The following is a 20,262-nucleotide window of genomic DNA, read 5'->3' on the forward strand; positions in this document are numbered from 1 at the left end:
AGCGCCCAGCCATAAGCGGGAGGCGGTAGCTCATCTTCAGAGCCTGTTCGAGGTGAGCCAACGCCGGGCCTGCGATGCGCTGGGCGTGGATCGGACCACGGTGCGGTATCAAAGCCGCCGCCCGGATGATGCGGAGGCTCGCGAACGCATGCGCGTGCTTGCGGGCGAGCGCCGTCGATTTGGCTATCGGCGCCTGCACTGGCTGCTCAGCCGCGAAGGAATTTCCATGAACCACAAGAAGTTTCGGCGCCTTTACCGCGAAGAACGCCTTCAGGTTCGCCGTCGCGGCGGGCGAAAGCGGGCCTTGGGCACACGATCTCCGATGACCATTCCGCAGGGCTGCAATCAGCGCTGGTCGCTGGATTTCGTCTCCGACGCCCTGACATGCGGGCGCAGGTTTCGGATCTTCGCCGTCGTGGACGATTTCAGCCGCGAATGCGTTCGCTTGATCGCCGACACGTCAATTTCGGGCGCCCGGGTGGCACGCGAGTTGGATATGGCGATCACTGAGCGCGGGGCGCGCCCGCTCATGGTGGTCAGCGACAACGGCACTGAGCTCACCAGCATGTCGATCCTGCGCTGGTCGAAAGAGCGGAACGTGGAATGGCATTACATCGCGCCCGGCAAGCCCCAGCAAAACGGGTTCGTCGAGAGCTTCAACGCCCGGCTCCGGGACGAGTGTCTGAACGAGACCTTGTTCACGAGCCTGCCTCAAGCGAGGTCCGTGCTGGCCGCCTGGCGTCACGACTATAATCATCACCGCCCCCATTCGAGCCTGGGCAACAAAACCCCGGCAGAGGTGGCGGGAAAAATCAGCGGCGCGCCGGGTTGGGGGTTAACCCCCAACCCGGCTGTTGCACCTACGCCCAATCGTGGGCATCACTCGAGGATGAGACTCTACTCCTGAATGGCGGGAACTTAGGGCTCAGACCAATGCCGGCCTCCTTCACCAGCACGGATTCTGAATCAGAAATCAACGCCAATGGGAATCCCCTCGCGATTCAGACCGGTCGAAAGCCGCTCTAGCGCAAAATGTTTCGATAACGGACAAGCCAGAAATGGCCCGCCACGTTCCACGCCCTCCGTAGGGCCTTGAATCAAACGCGCCGTAGTCATGGAAATAGGTGCAGAACTCAAACCCTCTTGTACTGTTTGAAACCATAATGCTCGAAAATCTTCAGCGCTGCTGGTGACTGAATAAATGACAACCATGCCTTTGCTGCATGCGGATGAGGAGCATTCTTCACCATCGCGCCACCGTAAATAGCGGTCGTGTTGTAACGTGCCGGCAGATCGACATGGCTGATCGGATGACCAATCTCTTCCTGAAAGATTGCTTCTGATTTCCAGGCTACGCCCGCATCAGCAAGACCTTGCATCAAGAACAACGGCGTCTGCCGGTGGTGGATATGTGTGAGAAGCGTCGTGCCATTCTTGACTCCAGTGTTGTAAATCTCATGTTCGAGCTTCTTGCCACCAGCTTTTCGTAAACTAGCCTCAATCTGACGGGCAATACCTTCAAAAGCAGGATTTGGCATCGCCACCTTCACGCCTTTGCGTGCGAGATCTGCAAGATCCCTGATGTGGTCAGGATTCCCCTTCGGCACCATGATCGTAAGGTCATTCGTCGCATAGGCCACCGCCGGCGCCGTCAGCCTACCAGCAGCGATCAGCGATTTTACCTTCTTCAGGCCTGCGAGATAAGCGTCGGGCTTAGCGGTAAAGCTCATATTGCCGATCGTGAATCGCCCGTCCGCATTCATGGCCTTAATCAACATTCCTGGCGGGATGGTGACAACGAAGACCTTCCCCAAGTATTGGGGGTTTTCTTTCTCAAACATCTTCACCAGTGGGGCGACGGCGAAATAGTAGTTACCACCGATATACAGAACGAGCCTAGGATGATCGACGTCGCCATGGAAATCGGCAACGTCGTCCACTTCCGGAATGGTGAATACAAAGCCCTTGTTTACGGTGTCGTTGTTGGCGCCGCCTTGCCAGGGCGGGAAGATGGCACCGCGATATTGTGGCGGCTGAACCTTGCCACGCCACCCCGTGTCATGCGGCGACGTGGCGTAGGCAAGGCCTGCACCGGCCAAAAGGACGAACAAGCCCGTCGCGACCGCTTTTATATGCCTATTTCGCATACTGAAATCCTGCGAGTTCGAATTGGGGAATCGTCCCAACTATACCAGGTGTTAGTATAACCCCGGGGATCAGATGATTGGTGAACTCGGCGGCTAGCTGCTCATGGGAAAGCTTGTCGGGATTAATGCCCCTTTTGAGCACAGCCATCGTGAGTTCCCACACTTCGTTATGGCATGCGCAGAATACGGCGCCGCGCCGTTGCAGCACGACGATAGAGTTGTCGTGCGGGGAAAAGACTCCCTTCGGATCGTTGAAGCTGGAGGCCGGCGAACTAGCCGCCGACGGCTCTTCGATCCAGATGTTCGATGAGAATTTTCCGCCGGTAAAACTGGATAAGTATTTTTTCCAGATATAGTTGTCATAGAGTGCGAGATGGGCGCTTCCGTGGGTGGCCGATACGGCGATAAAGTTCGGATGCTTCCAGGACCAGATCTGCGCATTCATAGCGTTTCGCATCAGGTTGAGCCACGGACCGGTGAGGTCTGTGTTGTCCCAGATCTGTTTCGGACCGGCCGCATAGGTAAAAAGGATATGGAGAGCTTCACTGTCCCATTGATCGGAATTTGTCAGGATCATTGGCACGGATTTGTAATTCCGCCGACGGGGCGCCTTGGCAAGGGCCGCAGCCAAAGCTCTGAGTTTTTTACTCTCTGGTGTAATCAGGTTCGGTGGAGGCGCCGAATTCGCAGCTTCGGCCGCGGGCATGATCATGGCGCCGATGACGGCTGTTCCGACACCTACCGCGGGTAGGGAGAGGGCAGTACGTCGGCTGAGTTGGAGGGATGAATCCCGTTCAGTCTGGCCAGTGTCAGACATTCCGTGCTCCTTTGCACCGATTATTTATTTGATCCGAGCAGATGGCCGTTCACCTTGCGGCCATACATTGAGAACTTGCTATCGTGGAATGCCTTCCGTGTTGCCGCGACGCTGCCGGAGAAGCGCGGGTCCTGCGGCCGATCGTGACTGTCGACATATTGCGCGACGTCCCAGGCTTGCTGGACGCTCAGTGTGCCGACGGCGCCGAAGGGCATGTTAGCATAGATGAATTCGGCAGCGTTCTTCACGCTGCCCATGCCGGCGCCCCAGTTGAAGGACTTCGTGCCCCAGAGCGGCGGGAAGACGGTTTGTCCGCGCGCATATTGCCCCTGGCCACGGGCCCCATGGCACAATGAGCAGTCCTGACGATAGACAGTCCTGCCGCGGGCATAGTCCGGTGATTCCGCTGGCGCGGCAAGCCTGGGGTAGCCACGGCCGGCGAGGTGCGCGCCGGTCGGCGCGTTTTTAGCGAGCCAGAAGGAATACGCTTCGAGCGCGATGATTGTCTTGCTATCGAGCGCTGGCACTCTGCCGTTCTCGCTGAAGCGGAAGCAGCCCTGTAGCCGCATGCCGAAATTGTTCACCTTGCGGTTCTTTTTCCGGTATGCCGGATAGCCCGTGTAGGCGGCCCACATCGGCGCCGAACCGGCAAGGCGGCCGGCATCCAGATGGCAGTTGCTGCAGTTCAGCGCGTCGCCGATCACGCCATGGGCATAGACGGTGGTATGGCGGAAAATATTCTCTCCAAGTTTGACGGCATCGCCGAACGGGCCTTTCGGCATGTCGGCCCGCGGCGGCGGTGCAAATGAGGGTTGTGCGGGGTTGGTGGCCAGCGCCGCGGCGATCGGCAGTTGAGCCGCGAGAAGTGCGGCGATTGTCCGGCGGATCATTGTTTGCCTCCGTCCGGCACGAGACCGGGCAGGGTGGTCGGGTTCGGCGACAGGCTGGCGTAAAAGGCGCTGACCGCCGAAATCTCGGCCGCCGACAACTGTCTCGCTACATTGCTCATCAAGTGGAGCGGATCGCCTGTGCGGCTGCCATTCTTCCAGGCAGTCAGTTGCGCCGAGATGTAGGATTGCGGCTGCCCTGCAAGGCGTGGGAACGAGACGCCGACGCCGATACCATAGGGACCGTGGCAGGAATCGCAGGCAGGAACACCTGTCAGTTTTCCGCCCCAGACACCGTTCATGGCAAGGGCTTCGCCCTGCGTGTTCAGCTTCTTGGTCGGCTCGGGCGTGGCTGGCACCGGCAGCGTCGCGTAATAGGCGGCGATGGCCGCGCGCGCCTTGGCATCGAGTGGATTTGCCATTGACTGCATCACGGCGTTCTTGCGCTCGCCATGTTTGAAGGCGGTGAGTTGCCGCTCGATATACGGCGCCGGCAGCCCCGCCAGGGCTGGAAAGCCGGCGCTGAGGTTGCCCATGCCGTTGACGCCGTGGCAACTAGCGCATGTCGCGATTTGTGGCGGTGCCGCTGCAACGCCGTTTCCAATGGAGATGGGGCTGACGAGGAGAGCCATACTGATGACAGCAAATCTCGACGATCTCGGACGGCGCATTCGCATCGACGATCTCCTTTACCTGTAGTATCCTCTTAACCAATATAAACAAACAGACTGCTTGGGAGATCAAATGCATCACTGAATTCGATAATTTAGATATAAAAATAATTTGCGGATACCTGTGCCTTGAAAACATGGCCTGATCTTTCCCTTCGGAGTGATCCTGGATCTGCTTTAGATTTTGGCATGAAGGAGAGAGGGATGGCGAGGAAACACAAGCCAGAAGAGATCATCGCAAGTTGTGCGAGGCTGAGATTGTTCTGGCGCAGGGCGGGACGGTTGCGGATGCGTGCCGCCGGATCGGCGTCACCGAGCAGAGCAACTATCCGTGGTGCAAGGAGTATGGCGGTCTGAAGATTGATCAGGTGCCGCGGATGAAGGACCTGGAGCGTGAGAACGCCCGGTTGAAGCGGCTTGTCGCTGATCTGTCGCTGGGCAAGCCGATCCTGACGGAGGCGGCGCGGGAAAACTGCTGAGCCCCCTGCGGCGCCGGCGCTGCATCGATCACATCATGGAAAAGATGACTGTCTCGGAGCGGCGTGTTTGCCGCGTGCTCGGACAGCGCCGATGGACGCAGCGCAAGACACCACGCTGGCTCGGCGGACCCCATTCCCGACGTGCTATGGTCCTGAATTCATCGCCAGGGCGGTGCGGCAATGGCTCGGGAAGGCCGGTGTGAAGACGCTCTACATCACGCCAGGTTCGCCATGGGAAAACGGATACTGCGTGTCCTTCAACGGCTTGCTGCGTGATGAACTGCTCAATGGGAGATTTTCTACACACTGGTGAAAGCGAAGGTCCTGATCGAGGCCTGGCGGGGGCCTACAACACCGTCAGGCTGCACAGTTCGCTCGGATATCGGCAGCCCCGGAAGCCGCGCCGTCGCCATGGCCGGCCTCCGGCTCCACTTCGCTCCACCCGCGGCCGGCCATGGCGCCAGACACAACAATGCACCAACTTTCAACCCGGACCACTCGTCGGGGGGACGGTCAATCATCCACGCCATGATTGGATCAGGCGGCGCGCGCCACGTCCATCTCCCGCCAGATCAGGCGCAGCGCGTCGATCAGCCGGTCGATATCCGCCTCGGTGTGCAGCGGCGAGGGGGTGAGGCGCAGGCGTTCGGTGCCGCGCGGCACGGTGGGATAGTTGATCGGCTGGACGTAGATGCCGAAGCGGTCGAGCAGGATGTCGCTGATCTGCTTGCAGAGCGAGGCGTCGCCCACCATCACCGGCACGATATGGCTCGGGTTGGGCAGATGCGGCACGCCGATCGCGTCGAGCTTGCGGCGCAGGGTGGCGACGCGGGCGTGCATCGCGATGCGCTCGGCGTCGCTGGTCTTGAGGTGGCGGATGCTGGCCAGCGCGCCGGCGGCGACGGTGGGCGGCAGGGCGGTGGTGAAGATGAAGCCCGAGGCGTAGCTGCGCACGAAGTCGCACAGCGCGGCGCTGCCGGTGATGTAGCCGCCGATGACGCCGAAGCCCTTGGCCAGCGTGCCCTCGATCAGGGTGAGGCGGTGGGCGAGGCCCTCGCGCTCGGAAATGCCGCCGCCGCGCGGGCCGTAGAGGCCGACGGCGTGCACCTCGTCGAGATAGGTCATGGCGTTGTAGCGGTCGGCGACGTCGCAGATATCGGCGATCGGGGCGATGTCCCCATCCATCGAGTAGACGCTCTCGAAGGCGACGAGCTTGGGCCGCGCGGGATCGAGTGCGGCGAGGTGGCGGGCGAGGTCGGCCGGGTCGTTGTGGCGGAAGACGATGCATTCGGCCCGGCTGTGGCGGATGCCCTCGATCATCGAGGCGTGGTTCGAGGCATCCGACAGCACGGCGCAGTTCGGCAGCTTGTGCGCGAGGGTGCAGAGCGAGGCCCAGTTGGACATGTAGCCCGAGTTGAACAGCAGCGCCGCTTCCTTGCCGTGCAGGTCGGCCAGTTCGGCTTCGAGCAGCACGTGATAGTGGTTGGTGCCGGCGATGTTGCGGGTGCCGCCGGCGCCGGCGCCGCAGCGGTCGAGCGCCTGGTGCATCGCGCTGAGCACGGCGGTGTGCTGGCCCATGCCGAGATAGTCGTTCGAGCACCAGACGGTGACCGGGCGGCCGCCATCGTCGCCGTGCTGGGTGGCGCGGGGGAAGTTGCCGGCATGGCGCTCGATGTCGGCGAAGACGCGGTAGCGCCCCTCGCTGCGGAGCTGGTCGAGCTGGGAGCGGAAGAACTGTTCGTAGTCCATGGCGCGTATCCTCCCTTTCTTGGTGTTGGTGCCGCGCGGTGACGGATCAGGTGGCGAGGTGCAGTTCGCAGCCGGCGAAGGCGGCGGCGAGCCCGGGTTCATCGAGATCGCGGCCGATGGCGACGACCCGCGGGGCCTCCCCCTCTGCGGCGGCGAAGGCGGCCATGCTGGCGTGGTGGCCGGCGACGTCGAACTGGATCCAGCCGCGGCCGACGCGGGCGAGGCCCTTGAGCCGGGCGACCGGGCCGAAGGTGCCGCGCGCCGCCGCCTCGATCACCCGGCCGATCGCCTCGGCATCGCAGAGCGGGCCGAGCGTGCCGTGCCAGGAGGCGAAGCCGACGGCGGCGCCGTGGTCGTGATGTTCGTGGTCGTGATCGTGATGATCGTGGTCCTCATGATCGTGATGGCCGTGAGCGGCATTGTGGTGGTGGGCGTGATCGGGCGCGTGGTCGTGGTGTTCGTGCGCGTGGTGATCATGTTCGCGGTCGTGCGGGGGCGCGGCGTCCGGCGCGGGGCGGGGGGTCAGCGCGTCCGGCGGCACCGCGCCGTAGCAGGCGGTGACCAGCCTTGTCTCCGGGTTCAGGCGGTGCAGCGTCGCCTCGACGAGCAGGCGCTCGGTCGGGCTGACGAGATCGGTCTTGTTGATCACCACCAGCGAGGCGAGCCGGGCCTGGACGGTCAGGTGCGCCTGCATCTCGGCGAAATCGGCGAGGAAGGCGCCGGCGTCGATCAGGGTGATCACCCGCAGGTCGCGCACGAAGCCGGCGATGGTCGGGCGCTGGATGACGCCGATCAGCGAGGCCAGATCGGCCACGCCCGAGGGTTCGATCAGCACGCGGTCGGGCGCGAAACGGGCGACCACCTCCTCGAGCTGGGTGGCGAGATCGTCGCGCAGCGAGCAGCAGATGCAGCCGTTCGGCAGCTCCACCACATCCGCCCCCTGGCCGCGCAGCAGCGAGCCGTCGATGCCGACCGTGGCGAAGTCGTTGACGAGGACGACGGTCTTTTCGCGGGTGGCGGCCGGCTGCTCGGCCAGCATGGCGAGGCGGCGGCGCATGAAGGTGGTCTTGCCGGCGCCGAGGAAGCCGGCGACGATCTCGACCGCGAAGGGCCGCGCCGGGGCGCGCGAGCGCAGGCTCCATTTCCACAGCCGCGCCGCCGGCAGCGGCAGCACGAGGAACCAGTGCTCGAGGATGGCGAGCGACATCATCGTGCCGAGGAACATGCCGCCGACGCGGGCGAAGGCGGTGGGGGCGGCGGTGGCGCGCTGGAACATCAGCACGGCGATCACCGTCGAGATCGTGATGGAGAAGGGGAAGAGCAGGTTCATCGGCCGCTTGCGCAGGAAGCTCTTCAGGAAGGTCAGGTGCTCGGGGAGGAATTCCTCGTTGAGGTTGCGCACGCCGAGAAAGACGTTGAGCTTGGCGCTCTGGTGCATCCACCACAGCACCATGAAGGTCCAGGTGCCGATCTGATTCGGCTGGCCCCAGGTGAGGGCGACGACGAGGCCGGCGGTGGCGATGATCGCCAGCTCGTGCCACAGGCTGGTCTGCACCGCGTGGCCGAAATGCCGCCAGCCGGCGCAATTCTCCGGGCAGGGCGCGCGGCGCGGCCCGGTGACATAGCCCATGTAGAAGCTGATCTCCTGCCAGCCCCAGGCGAACAGGCCGTAGAAGAAGGCGAGATAGGCGGCGCCGACGGTGGTTCGCCCGGCGGTGTCGTGCAGGCCCCACAGACAGGCGAGCAGCACCGCGCTGGCGCCGAGCATGCTCCATTTGAAGGTGCGGCGGGGCAGGCCGTCGAGATAGATGATCGCGCCGGTGCTGAACCACCAGACGAACAGGGCGAAGGCGGCGGGGATGACATACTGGTGCATGGCGCGGCTCCTACCAGACCGGCTGCATGCGGATGTCCGCCGGCAGGGCGTTGGGCTTCGGGCGCATCAGGTAGAGCCGGCCGAAGGCGAGGGCGGCGCGGGCGGCGTTCGCGCCACGGCGCAGCCGGGCGAGCGGGCCGGGCACCTCGCGCAGGGCGAGATTGGCGACGTCGAGCCGGCGCAGGGTTTCGAGCCCGGCGAGGAAGGCGGGGTTCTCGATGTCGAGCGTCAGCGGGAAGACCTGCCGGCAGATCGCCGAGGTGATGCGGAAGACCTGCATGTCGTAGGCGGTGGGGTCGAGCCCGAGGGCGGCGTGGAAGCGGGGGCGGGCATGGTCGCGGATGTACATCGTGGCGAAGACCGCGAGCTGGAAGAAGCGCACCCAGAGCCGGTTGGCGCCGGTGAGCATGCCGGGATTGGCGCGCATTAGCAGCGCGAAGGCCTCGCCGTGGCGGAATTCGTCGTTGCACCACTCGCGGAACCACTTGAAGATGGGGTGGATCCGCAGCTCGGGATGGCGTTCGAGCTGGCGGAAGATCGAGATGTAGCGGGCGTAGCCGATCTTCTCGGAGAGATAGGTGGCGTAGAAGATGAATTTCGGGCGGAAGAAATGGTATTTCTTCGCCTTCGTCAGGAAGCCGAGATCGACCTTCATGCCGATGTCGTGCAGCGCCTCGTTGATGAAGCCGGCGTGGCGCGCCTCGTCGCGGCTCATGTAGCCGAACAGGGCCTTGAGGTCGGGGTTGGCGATGCGCTTGCGGATCTCGGCATAGAGCACGCAGCCGGAGAATTCGGCGGTGACCGAGCTGATCAGGAAGTCGATGAATTCGCGGTGCAGCTCGGGCTCCATCCTCGAGAGATCGACGGCGAATTCGTCGGTCCGCACGAAATGGCCCTTGTTGGGATCGGCCTCGAATTCGGCCATCAGCCGGTCCCATTCGGCGCGCACCGGTTCGATCGAGAGCCGGTCGAGGGCGGGGAAATCGGTGGTGTAGAAGCGCGGGCTGAGCATGGTGCTCGACTGGGCGATGGCCGTCTGCGCGTCGGGCGCGGCGGTGGGTGCTGTTCTTGCGTTCATGGTTCAGGCTCCCGGTGCGGCGATGGCGGCTTCGGCCTCGGCGAGCGGCATGAAGCCGACCTCGTAGAGCTCGGTGATCTCGAGGATCGAGCGGAATTCGACCCACCAGCGCTCGATCGGGCTGGCGCGCCGCAGGGTGGCGCGGCGCACGCAGGTCAGGCGCGTGCCGAAGCCGATCGCGGTCGGCATGTCGTGGACGATCACGACATCGCCGGGGCGGATCTCGACATCCTCGGGAATGGCGTGGGCGTGCAGGCTTTCGGGCGTTTGCTCGATGTCGATCGAGCAGAGCAGCTCGATGTCGCGGATGCTGCCGATCATGATGGCTCTCCCGGTTTGAGGGTCTCCGCGTTGCGGAGCAGCGTCGCGAACTGTTTCGCGTTGGCGGGCCCGAAGGCGCGCAGGTCGATCCGCTCGTGCGTGGCCGGATCGGCGATGACGAGGCGGTCGGGCCCGTAAAGGGCGAGCTGGAAGGGAAGGTCGCGGGCGATGCCGGCGCGGGCGCGGGCGGCGAAGAGGATTCGCATCGTCGCGCGCAGGAAGGTGTCGGCGGTGGGGGCGATGCGGGCGATGGGCTGCGCGGTCGCGGCGTTGCGGATCACCAGCGCGTCGTCCGGCGCCTGGGTGAAGCGCAGCAGCACGGCCTCGCGCGGCGGCGGGGCGGGGTGTGGCTGGCGCGTGAGGCGGGCGCCGGCGGCGAGCGCGATGGTGCCGGCGACCAGCAGGAAACAGCCAACGAGCGCCCAGACGGGGATGTGGATCCGGTCGTCATGCGCTTCGAGACCGTCATCGATCTGGGAATAGACGACCCTGCCATCGCGCGGCAGCGCGGCACCGCGCGGGACGGCACTCTGTGCGGCGGCGCGGGGCAGGACGGGGCGGATCATGCCGGGCTGGCCTCGCCATGCGCGCCGGCCGGCTCGATCGCGGGAAGCGGGGCTTGTGTGGCGGCCGGTGTTGCGATGGGTGCGACGAGGAGGCGCGGGGCGACGCCGTGCGCCGTCAGCGCATCGGCAAGGCAGGCGGCGACGGCTTCGGCCTCGGGCACGGCGCGCAGCATCGGCATCGCCCGCGCCCCGCGCCCGGCGCGCACATGCGGCCAGAGCAGCAGATAGGACAGCCGCGCATCCGGGCGCGGGGTCAGCGGAATGTCGCCGGTGCCATCGGCGAAGCGGCGCAGGCCGGCGGCGTCGATCGCGGTGAAGGGCAGGTTGAGATGCTTGCGGATGGCGGCGCCGTGGGCGATCACCACGCGGCGGCTGGTGATGGTATAGACCGTGCTGCGCGCGGTGAGGCCGGCGAAGGCGACCAGCAGCAGCAGCGGCACGGCGCCGAGGGCGACGCACCAGGCGGCGGCGGCGAGGCCGGCGGCGGTGGAGTGATCGGCGATCGCGCTGCTGATCCCGCCCCAGGCCACCAGCAGGCCGACATAGACCAGCCACAGCCGGATGCGGAAGGCGGAGACCAGGAGGCGGCCGAAGCGCGGCGCGCCCTGCCAGAGCAGCGCCTCGCCGGCGGGCAGCGCGTGGGGCAGGCCGCGCGGCGCGCTCACAGCAGCGGCTCGGCGCGCTGGGGCGTTGCGTAGAGATGGCCGGAGGCGAAATAGGCCATCAGCCGGTCTTCCTCGCGCGGGCTGATCTGGTCGGGATGGGCGAGGGCGGGGGCGGCGGCGAATTGTGCAGCGGTGACCGACTTGACCATGACCTTGACCGGCTGGCCCGGCGCGCCGCCGGTCACACGGGCGAGCATGATCGGCACCAGGACATGGCGGGCGGGATCGGCGGCGAGGCTCGCCTCGAGCCAGACGGCCATCTGGTCCGCCCGGTCGATCCAGATATCGACGACCGTGCCGGGGGACTGGCGGTCGCAGCAGATGACCGCGGCGCCGCGCGGATCGGGGTCTTCGCTCGCCACCCAGTGATCGGTCGCGACGCGCAGCGGGACGATCCGCGCCTCGCCCTCGGGCATCAGCTCGGGATCGGTGTCACGCTGGGTGAAGGCGGCCGGGCCGAGCCCGTCCTGCATCGGGTCGCCGAGCGGGATGATCGGCGCGCCATCCCAGGGCGCGCTGGATTTCGCGTTCAGCACCTCGATCGGCTCGTTCCACGGCACCGAATGGGTCTTGCCGTTGGGCAGGAGAAAGGTTTTCGGCGCCGGCAGGGTGGGAAAGCCTTCCAGCCGCTCGCCCTTGTGCCCGGTGACCAGCGGGTAGCCCTCGCGCTTGCTCTCGCGCTGGAGATAGATCACGAGGCCCGCGAAGAAGATCCAGAACGCGTAGAGAACGACCTGGGCGACATCGATATAGGGGGTTATGGCGCCGGTTGGCATGACGGACCTCATTGTCAGGGGTGGTGGGGCAGGATGGCGGCAAGGCCGGAAGGCTGCCTGCTGGCGCGGCGGACCAGCGGGCCGATCGCGACGAGGGTGGCGAAGAGCAGCAGGATCTCGAGGTGATAGACGACGCCGTAGCCGGCGGCGGGGCCGGCGAGGGCGGTGCCGAGCGCGCCGGTGGCGGCGAGATGGGCGACGGTGTCGCGCAGCACGCCGGCCATCGCGATGGCGAGGCCGGCGGCGAGAGCCTGCACCGCGCCCCAGGCGCCGAGCGCGAGGCCGCTCATGTTGCCGACGACGCGGATCATCGCATCCGACAGGGTGCCGGCGAGAAACAGCCCGCCGCCGAAGCCGATCAGCCCCACCCCGGCGGCGAACAGCGCCGGCGAGGCGAGCGGGGCGGAGCAGATCACCGCGCTGAAGGCGAGCAGGCCGGAGAGCACGCCGGCGGCGGCGATGCGGTAGGGGTCTCCGCCGCTGGCGAGGCGGCGGCTCGCGACCAGGAAAGCGAGCCCGGCGCCGCCGGCCAGCATCGCGGTGAGTGCCGTGGTCGCGCCCACCGGCAGGTGCAGCACCTGGCCGCCATAGGGTTCGAGCAGGATGTCCTGCATCGAGAAGGCGAGCGTGCCGATGAAGATGGCGACGAGGCGGCGCAGCGCGTGCGGCTGGGCGCGGAAGCGCGACCAGGCGAGGGCGAGGTTTTCTGCCGGCATGGCGGCCGCGTCATCCTCGGCCTCCTCGGTTGCTGGGCGACGACGGGGTTCCTGTTTCCACAGGGCAATGCCGTTGCAGACGAGGGTGAGCAGGGCGGCCGACTGGATCACCTGGATCAGCCGGAACGCGCTGAACGGGGTGAGGGCGGCGCCATAGGCCAGCGCGCCGCCGATCATGCCGAGCAGCAGCATCGCGCAGAGCATGGCGACGACGCGCGGGCGGGCGTGTTCGGGGGCGAGATCGGTGGCGAGGGCGAGGCCCGCGGTCTGCGTCGTGTGCATCCCGGCGCCAGTCATCAGGAAGGCGATGGCGGCGCCGAAGCGGCCGGCGACCGGGGCGGTGCCGCTGCCGAGCAGCAGCAGGGCGAAGGGCATGATCGCGAGGCCGCCGAACTGCATGATCGTGCCGAACCAGATATAGGGCACCCGCCGCCAGCCGAAGGCGGAGCGGTGACGATCCGAGCGGAAGCCGATCAGCGCGCGGGCCGGGGCGAGCAGCAGCGGCAGGGCGATCATGCTGGAGACCAGGGCGGCGGCGACGTGCAGCTCGACGATCATCACCCGGTTGAGCGTGCCGATGAGCAGGGCGGCGGCGAGGCCCACGGTGAGCTGGAACAGCGACAGGCGGAGCAGGCGCGGCAGCGGCAGCTCGGGGGTGGCGGCATTGGCGAAGGGCAGCCAGCTCGCATCGAGCCGCATCCAGAACGGCGCCGCCCCGCCGGTGCGCCGGCGCTTCACCGCCGCAACTCCAGCGCCTGGGAGATGTAGAACCCGGTGCTGATCCGCCGCGTGCGCCCCGCTTCGAGGCGGGCGAGCGCAGGGCTGAGGCCGATCGCGTCGCGCAGCGCACCCTCGGGCTGCGGCACGATGCCCGGCGCGCGGTCGCCGCGCGGAAACCAGCTGCCGGCGAGGTGCATGATCGCCAGCAGCGCGGTGCGGGGGGCGAAGGTGAAGAGCAGCGAGCGGTCGGTGCGGGCGGCGAGCCGGCCCAGGGCCGCGATCACGTCCGCCCTGTCGTAATGGATCAGGGAATCCATCGCGACGACATGGTCGAACCTGCCGTGCTCGGCGCCCAGCATGTCGCCGCTGACGAAGTCGATCCGGGCGGCGGCGGGGTCGGACGCGGCGCGCTCGCGGGCGAGGTCGACCAGTTGCGGCGAGAGATCGACCGCGACCACCTCGGCGCCGCGCCGCGCCGCCGCGAGGGCGAGCGCGCCGGTGCCGCAGCCGGCATCGAGCAGGCGAAGGCCGGAGAGATCGGCGGGCAGCATGTCGAGCAGGGTGGCGCGCATCGCGTCGCGCCCGGCGCGGACGGTGGCGCGCACGCCGCTGACCGGCGCGTCGGACGTCAGCCGCGCCCAGTTCGCCAGCGCGGTGCGGTCGAAATAGGTTTCGATCTCGCCGCGGCGGCGGTGGTAGCGGTCGGCGGTGGCGGCGTCCGGCGTCATCACTCGAATCCCAGCAGGTCGAAGATCTCGCGGTCGCGCAGCGGGACCGCGGCGAGCGGCTCGACGCCGGCCCAGAGCGAGGCGGCGAGATCGAGATAGGCGGTGCGCACGGCGTCGAGCTCCGGTGCGTCTTCCATTTCGAAGACGACGGATTTCTTCAGCCGGCTGCGGCGGATGGCGTCGAGATCGGGGAACCGGGCGAGGGTGGAGAGGCCGGTGGCCTCGTTGTATTTCGCGAGCTGGTCGACCGCGGCGCTGCGGTTGGCGATGACGCCGCCGAGCCGCACGCCGTAGTTGCGCGCCTTCGCGCCGATCGCGGCGACGATGCGGTTCATCGCGAAGATGCTGTCGAAATCGTTCGCCGTGACGATCAGCGCGCGGTCGGCGTGTTGCAGCGGGGCGGCGAAACCGCCGCAGACGACATCGCCCAGCACGTCGAAGATGACGACGTCCGACTCCTCGAGGAGATGATGTTCCTTGAGCAGCTTCACCGTCTGCCCGACCACGTAGCCGCCGCAGCCGGTGCCGGCCGGCGGGCCGCCGGCCTCGACGCATTGCACGCCGGCGAAGCCCTCGTAGACGAAATCCTCGACGCGGAGTTCCTCGGGGTGGAAATCGACACCTTCCAGCGCGTCGATCACGGTGGGGACGAGACGCTTGGTCAGGGTGAAGGTGGAATCGTGCTTGGGGTCGCAGCCGATCTGCAGCACGCGGCGGCCCTGCAGGGCGAAGGCGGCGGAGAGGTTGGAGGAGGTCGTGCTCTTGCCGATGCCGCCCTTGCCGTAGATGGCGAAGACCTTCGCCCCGTCGATCCGCAGCGCGGGATCGAGGGCGACCTGCACGCTGCCCTCGCCGTCGCCGTCGCCGTCGCCGCAGCCGGTGGCGCAGCGCGCGGCGGCGGGAAACGCGCCGGCTTGGGGGCTGATGTCGTTCATGCGGCTTGCTCCATGTCGAGACCTTCGAGACGGTCTTCCAGTTCGGCGCCGGCGCGGCGCAGCGCATCGAGCATCGCCTCGTCCGGGCTCCAGTAGTGGCGCTCGTGCGCTTCGAGCAGGCGGTTGGCGATGCGGACCGAGGCCACCGGGTTCAGCTCGGCGAGGCGGCGGCGCATTTCGGGGTCGAGCATGAAGACGCTGCCGATCTCGCGGTAGATCCAGGGATCGACCTGGCCGGTGGTCGCCGACCATCCCAGCGTGTTGGTCACCGCCGCCTCGAGATGGCGCACGCCCTCGGCGCCGTGGGCGAGCATCGCCTCGAAATATTTCGGGTTCAGCGTGCGGGTGCGGGTTTCGAGCGAGACCTGCTCGGACAGGCTGCGCACGGTGCCGGCGCCGGTGGTCTGGTCGCCGATATAGACCGCGGCCTCGCTGCCGCGGGCGGCGCGGACCGCCCGGCTGATGCCGCCGAGGCCATCGAAATAGTGATCGACCGTGGTGACGCCGAGATCGAGGGATTCGAGGTTCTGGTAGGCGAGATCGACGGTCTTGAGCACGCCGCCGAGCACCGCGTCGCACCGCGTCGGCCGGCCATCGGTGCCGTAGGCGAAGCCCTTGCGACGGAGGAAGGCATCGCCCAGCTCGTCCTCGGTCTGCCAGGTGCCGGAGTCGACGAGCTGGTTCACGTTGGCACCGTACGTGCCGTCGGCATTGCTGAAGACGCGCAGCGCCGCGGTCTCGATCGTGCCGCCATGGGCGGCGATATGGGCGCGGGCGTGCCTGGCGACGAAGTTTTCCGTCTCCGGCTCGTCCGCCCGGGCGGCGAGCAGCAGGGCTTCGGCGAGCAGCTTCGTCTGCAGCGGCAGCAGGTCGCGGAAAATGCCGGAGAGGGTGACGATCACGTCGATCCGCGGCCGGCCCAGCTCGGCGAGCGGCACGAGCTCGGCGCCGGCGAGGCGGCCATAGGAATCGCGGCGCGGCCGGGCGCCGACGAGGCAGAGCGCCTGGGCGATCGGGCCGCCCTCGGATTTCAGGTTGTCCGACCCCCAGAGCAGCATCGCCACGGTTTCGGGCAGCCGGCCGCAATCGGCCACGTGGCGGGCGAGCAGGCGGTCGGCCTGGCGGGCGCCGTCGTCCATCGCGAAGGCGCCGGGCATGCGGAACGGATCGAACCCGTAGATGTTCCGCCCGGTGGGCAGGATTTCGGGGTTGCGCAGCAGGTCGCCGCCCGGCGCGGGGCGGATATAGCCGCCATCGAGCGCGTGGATGATGGCGGGAAGCTCGCTGTCGGCCGCGAGCAGCGCGTCGGTCTCGGCGCGGCGGGCGGGATCGGTGATCCCGGCGGCATCCAGCAGGTCGGCGCGCTGGGTGGCGCCGGGCGGCTGGCCGACGACGTGCAGGCCGACCGGGATCAGCGCGTATTCGACATCGAGCAGCGAGGCGTGCAGCCGGGCGATGGCGGCATCGGCGTCGGCCCAGGAGAGATCGGCGGGATCGGCGGGGGCGAGATCGAGCCGCGCCGCCTCGGCCTGGATCAGGGCGGCGAGGCCCTGCCGCTCTTCGGCCCCGGCCTCGGGCGGCAGGGCACGCCAGCGGAAGACCGAGGCCTTGAGATCGGCGAGGCCGCGATAGAGCCCGGCCTCGGTGACCGGCGGGGTGAGGTGGCTGATCAGCGTCGCGTTGGCGCGGCGTTTCGCGAGCATGCCCTCGGAGGGGTTGTTCGCCGCGTAGAGGCAGAAATTCGGCATCTCGCCGATCAGCCGGTCGGGCCAGCAGGCGGCGGACAGGCCGGCATGCTTGCCGGGCATGAATTCCAGCGCGCCGTGGGTGCCGAAATGGAGCAGCGCGTGGGCGCCGAAATCCTGCCGCAGCCAGCGGTAGAAGGCGCTGAAGGCGTGGGTCGGCGCGAAGCCGCCCTCGAAGAGCAGGCGCATCGGGTCGCCTTCGTGGCCGAAGACCGGCTGGACGCCGATGAAGACGTTGCCGAAGCGGGCGCCGAGGACGAACAGCGACGCGCCGTCGGTATCGTGGCGGCCGGGAGCCGGGCCCCAGACCGCCTCGATCGCGGCGAGATGGGGTTCGGCGCGGAGATGCGCATCGCGCGGGATTTTCGCCGCGACATTGGCGGCCGCGCCATGGTCCTGCGCGTTGCCGACACAGACGGCGTGGCGCAGCGCGGCGACATCGGCGGGCAGATCGACCGTGTAGCCGGCGGCGCGCAGGGCGGCGAGGGTGTTGAACAGGGATTCGAAGACGGAGAGATAGGCGGCGGTGCCGGTGGCGCCGGAATTGGGCGGGAAGTTGAAGATGACGATGCCGATGCGCCGCTCGGCGCGGGCGGTGCGGCGCAGGTCGACCAGGCGGGCGACGCGGGCGGCGAGCATGGCGGCGCGCTCGGGATGTGCCGACATGCGGCGCACGCCATCGCCGCCGTCCTCCTGACCCTCGGCGCGGCCGCCATAGGTCATCGGCACGATGCCGCCATCGAGCTCGGGCAGGGCGATCATCATCGTCGCCTCGATCGGCGTCAGGCCGCGCGGGTCGGCCTCCCAGGCGGCGATGCTCTGGAATTCGAGGGCGTGGGCGGAGATGTAGGGCAGGTCGAGCCCGGCGAGGACGGCCTCCGCCGATTTCGAATCGTTGTAGGCCGGGCCGCCGACCAGGGAAAACCCGGTGAGCGAGACCAGCGCGTCGATCACCGGCGCGCCGTCCGGCGCGAGATAGCGCGCGATGGCGGGGCGGGCGTCCAGCCCCGCGGCGAAGACCGGCAGGGTGCGGAAGCCGGCGGCCTCGAACGCCGCGATCACCCCGTCATACTGGCCGACATCGCCGGACAGGACGAGGCTGCGCAGCAGGATCAGCCCGATCGTGCCGCGGCTGCCGGCGAGGCGGGGCAGGGACGCTGCGTCGGTCGCGATGCGGCCGGGAAGGCGCGGATGGTAGAGCCCGGTTTCGGGATAGTCGCGCGGCGGGGCGATGGCGGCCTGGCTGCGCAGGGCGGCGCGGGGGCCGGCGGCATAGCGCGCGACCAGCAGGCGGAGCAGGCCCTCGATATTGTCGGCCGAGCCGGCGAGCCAGTAGGACATGCCGAGGAAGAAATTGCGCAGGTCCTGCGCGGTGCCGGGGATGAGCCGCAGCAGGCGCGGCAGCCGGCGGAGCATGCGCAATTGGGATTCGGCCGCCGAAACCTCCTTGCCGCCGCGCTTGCGCAGCGAGCGGAGGAATTCCAGCGCCGGGTTCTTCTGCCGGCTCATGTCCAGCCGGCCGAGCCTGGTCAGGTTCACGATCTCGGCGGCGGAGAGGATGCAGAGCATGGCATCGCAATGCGTCCGCCTTGCTTCGAGATGCGGGCGGACGAGGCGGATGTGATCGTCGAGGAAGAGCATGGTCGCGATCACGATGTCCGCCGTCTCGATCGCGCGGACGCAGGCGGCGAGGGATGCGGGGTCGGCGGCGAAGCGCTCGGCGGTGTGCAGTTCGAGGATCAGGCCGGGATGGTCGGCGGCGAGGGCGGCGCGCGCGGCGGCGATGACCCCGCTCAGATGGGAATCCATCGTCACGATGGCGATGCGCAGGGGCGTCGCCTCAGGCGGAGAAATGGGCCTTGGCGTCATAGATCGTCTCGATGGTGATCGGGTTCAGGCCGCGCTCGCGGGCGAAAATCTCGGTGTTGCGCCGCGCCTTGCCGCGGACGAAGAAGGGGATCTTGCGCAGCTCTGCTTCGGCATCGTCGCGCCAGACAGGTGCGCTGGCCAGTGCGCCGGCAGGGGCGGGGGCGGGCGATGCGGGTTCTGGCGGTGTGGTGGCGTGCGGGCCGAGATGGGAGGGGGCGGCGGTGTCGTTGAATTCGAAATCGTCGCGGAACATGCCGAGGAGATGTTCCTCGAGCCCCATCATCAGCGGGTGGATCAGGGTGTCGAACAGCACGTTCGCGCCCTCGAACCCGGCGAAGGGCGCGTGGCGGGCGGGGAAATCCTGGACATGCGCCGGGGCCGAGATCACCGCGCAGGGGACGCCGAGGCGCTTGGCGATGTGGCGTTCCATCTGGGTGCCGAGGACCAGCTCGGGCTGCGCCGCGGCGATGGCGGCCTCGACGGCGAGATAATCGTCGCTGATCAGCGCCTCGATCCCGTGGGACTGGGCGGCGGCGCGGACGGGGGCGGCGAATTCGCGGCTATAGGTGCCGAGACCGACCAGGGAGAAGCCGATCTCGGCGGTGGCGACGCGCGCGAGAGCGATCGCGTGGGTGGCGTCGCCGAAGATGAAGACGCGCTTACCTGTGAGATAGGTTGAATCGACCGAGCGCGCATACCAGCCGAGCCGGCACTCTTCGGCGAGGCCGGGCGGTGGGGTGACCTGCGCGAGACCGGCGATCTCGGCGACGAAATCGCGCGTGGCCCCGAGGCCGATCGGCACGGTGGCGATCGTTTTTTGGCCGAAGCGGCGGGCGAGATAGGCCGCGGCGGTGCCGGCGGTCTCGGGGTAGAGCACGAGATTGGCGTGGGCCGCCGGCAGGCGGGCGAGATCGGCGAAGCTGGCGCCGAGCGGGGCGATGACGTTGACGGCGATGCCGAGCCGCGCGAGCAGGGCGGCGATGTCGCGCACATCGTCGCGATGGCGGAAGCCGAGCGCGGTGGGGCCGAGGATGTTCACGCGGAACGGCTGCGCCGCGCGGTCGGGCGGGGCCAAGCCGGCGGTCGCGGCGCGGACGAGCTGGTAGAAGGTTTCGGCCGCGCCCCAGTTTTCCTTGCGCTGGTAGGCGGGCAGCTCGACCGGGACGACCGGGATCGGCAGGCCGAGCCCGGCGGCGAGGCCGCCCGGGTCGTCCTGGATCAGCTCGGCGGTGCAGGAGGCGCCGACGATCATCGCCTCGGGGCGGAAGCGGTCATAGGCGTCGCGCACCGCGGTGCGGAACAGCGCGGCGGTGTCGCCGCCGAGATCGCGGGCCTGGAAGGTGGTGTAGGTGACGGGCGGGCGGCGGTCGCGCCGCTCGATCATGGTGAAGAGCAGGTCGGCATAGGTGTCGCCCTGGGGGGCGTGCAGGACGTAGTGCACGCCGTGCATCGCGGTGGCGATGCGCATGGCGCCGATGTGCGGCGGTCCTTCATAGCTCCAGAGCGTGAGCTGCATC

The 20,262-nt window shown here is 67.8% G+C and carries 17 protein-coding genes and 1 pseudogene; 2 read left to right on the forward strand and 16 right to left on the reverse strand.

The window, feature by feature from the left end; genetic code table 11:
- Positions 1-907 (forward strand): IS3 family transposase (locus RT91_RS15115; RefSeq protein WP_035188130.1); only part of this gene is annotated, 907 nt, incomplete at its 5' end.
- A 226-nt stretch (positions 908-1,133) separates the two neighbouring features.
- On the opposite strand, the gene RT91_RS15120 is transcribed toward RT91_RS15115, so the two are convergent.
- The 4 genes from RT91_RS15120 to RT91_RS15135 form a co-directional block, all read right to left on the reverse strand.
- Positions 1,134-2,147, reverse strand: coding sequence for a substrate-binding domain-containing protein (locus RT91_RS15120; protein WP_035188132.1), 1,014 nt, complete (start codon positions 2,145-2,147; stop codon positions 1,134-1,136).
- Positions 2,137-2,964 (reverse strand): hypothetical protein, encoded by an 828-nt coding sequence (locus RT91_RS15125; protein WP_035188134.1) that lies wholly within the window; start codon positions 2,962-2,964, stop codon positions 2,137-2,139. The genes RT91_RS15120 and RT91_RS15125 overlap by 11 nt, the downstream gene beginning before the upstream one ends.
- 20 nt (positions 2,965-2,984) lie before the next feature.
- Positions 2,985-3,746 carry a c-type cytochrome gene (locus RT91_RS15130; RefSeq protein WP_240314321.1) on the reverse strand — a complete coding sequence of 254 codons (762 nt, stop codon included), beginning with the start codon at positions 3,744-3,746 and terminating at the stop codon, positions 2,985-2,987.
- Positions 3,747-3,850: 104 nt separating this feature from the next.
- Positions 3,851-4,528 (reverse strand): c-type cytochrome, encoded by a 678-nt coding sequence (locus tag RT91_RS15135; RefSeq protein WP_035188139.1) that lies wholly within the window; start codon positions 4,526-4,528, stop codon positions 3,851-3,853.
- A 198-nt stretch (positions 4,529-4,726) separates the two neighbouring features.
- On the opposite strand from RT91_RS15135, the pseudogene RT91_RS20750 reads away from it, so the two are divergent.
- Positions 4,727-5,533, forward strand: a pseudogene (locus RT91_RS20750) (integrase core domain-containing protein).
- Between the two features lie 5 nt (positions 5,534-5,538).
- Here the strand turns inward: RT91_RS20750 and hemA are convergent.
- Genes hemA through bchB form a run of 12 tightly spaced genes read right to left on the reverse strand, consistent with a single transcriptional unit; the run spans position 5,539 to position 20,261 of the window.
- Complete coding sequence (gene hemA / locus RT91_RS15145; RefSeq protein ID WP_035188143.1) at positions 5,539-6,750, reverse strand: 5-aminolevulinate synthase; 1,212 nt, start codon at positions 6,748-6,750, stop codon at positions 5,539-5,541.
- A gap of 46 nt (positions 6,751-6,796) precedes the next feature.
- Positions 6,797-8,626: a putative photosynthetic complex assembly protein PuhE gene (gene puhE, locus RT91_RS15150; RefSeq protein WP_035188145.1), complete on the reverse strand. Its 1,830-nt coding sequence runs from the start codon at positions 8,624-8,626 to the stop codon at positions 6,797-6,799.
- Between the two features lie 10 nt (positions 8,627-8,636).
- Positions 8,637-9,704: a magnesium-protoporphyrin IX monomethyl ester (oxidative) cyclase gene (gene acsF / locus RT91_RS15155; protein ID WP_035188146.1), complete on the reverse strand. Its 1,068-nt coding sequence runs from the start codon at positions 9,702-9,704 to the stop codon at positions 8,637-8,639.
- Between the two features lie 3 nt (positions 9,705-9,707).
- Positions 9,708-10,025 carry a hypothetical protein gene (locus RT91_RS15160; protein WP_035188148.1) on the reverse strand — a complete coding sequence of 106 codons (318 nt, stop codon included), beginning with the start codon at positions 10,023-10,025 and terminating at the stop codon, positions 9,708-9,710.
- Positions 10,022-10,591 (reverse strand): photosynthetic complex assembly protein PuhC, encoded by a 570-nt coding sequence (puhC, locus tag RT91_RS15165; protein ID WP_035188152.1) that lies wholly within the window; start codon positions 10,589-10,591, stop codon positions 10,022-10,024. Before puhC ends, RT91_RS15160 begins: the two co-directional genes overlap by 4 nt.
- Positions 10,588-11,256: a photosynthetic complex putative assembly protein PuhB gene (puhB, locus tag RT91_RS15170; RefSeq protein ID WP_035188154.1), complete on the reverse strand. Its 669-nt coding sequence runs from the start codon at positions 11,254-11,256 to the stop codon at positions 10,588-10,590. The genes puhC and puhB overlap by 4 nt, the downstream gene beginning before the upstream one ends.
- Entirely contained in the window at positions 11,253-12,032 is a 780-nt protein-coding gene (gene puhA / locus RT91_RS15175) for a photosynthetic reaction center subunit H (RefSeq protein WP_035188176.1), read from the reverse strand. Before puhA ends, puhB begins: the two co-directional genes overlap by 4 nt.
- A 14-nt stretch (positions 12,033-12,046) precedes the next feature.
- Positions 12,047-13,486, reverse strand: coding sequence for a BCD family MFS transporter (locus RT91_RS15180; RefSeq protein ID WP_205408980.1), 1,440 nt, complete (start codon positions 13,484-13,486; stop codon positions 12,047-12,049).
- On the reverse strand, positions 13,483-14,196 hold the full coding sequence (bchM, locus tag RT91_RS15185) for a magnesium protoporphyrin IX methyltransferase (RefSeq protein ID WP_035188157.1): 714 nt from the start codon (positions 14,194-14,196) through the stop codon (positions 13,483-13,485). The genes RT91_RS15180 and bchM overlap by 4 nt, the downstream gene beginning before the upstream one ends.
- The gene (bchL, locus tag RT91_RS15190; protein WP_035188160.1) at positions 14,196-15,131 is read right to left on the reverse strand and encodes a ferredoxin:protochlorophyllide reductase (ATP-dependent) iron-sulfur ATP-binding protein; all 936 of its coding nucleotides are present in this window, start codon (positions 15,129-15,131) and stop codon (positions 14,196-14,198) included. The genes bchM and bchL overlap by 1 nt, the downstream gene beginning before the upstream one ends.
- Positions 15,128-18,745 carry a cobaltochelatase subunit CobN gene (locus tag RT91_RS15195; RefSeq protein ID WP_035188161.1) on the reverse strand — a complete coding sequence of 1,206 codons (3,618 nt, stop codon included), beginning with the start codon at positions 18,743-18,745 and terminating at the stop codon, positions 15,128-15,130. Before RT91_RS15195 ends, bchL begins: the two co-directional genes overlap by 4 nt.
- Positions 18,717-20,261, reverse strand: coding sequence for a ferredoxin:protochlorophyllide reductase (ATP-dependent) subunit B (gene bchB, locus RT91_RS15200; protein WP_035188164.1), 1,545 nt, complete (start codon positions 20,259-20,261; stop codon positions 18,717-18,719). Before bchB ends, RT91_RS15195 begins: the two co-directional genes overlap by 29 nt.
- Position 20,262: the final 1 nt, after the last annotated feature.

Origin of the sequence: Acidiphilium sp. JA12-A1 (assembly GCF_000724705.2) — a bacterium.
In the GTDB taxonomy this organism is placed as follows: Bacteria; Pseudomonadota; Alphaproteobacteria; order Acetobacterales; family Acetobacteraceae; genus Acidiphilium; species Acidiphilium multivorum.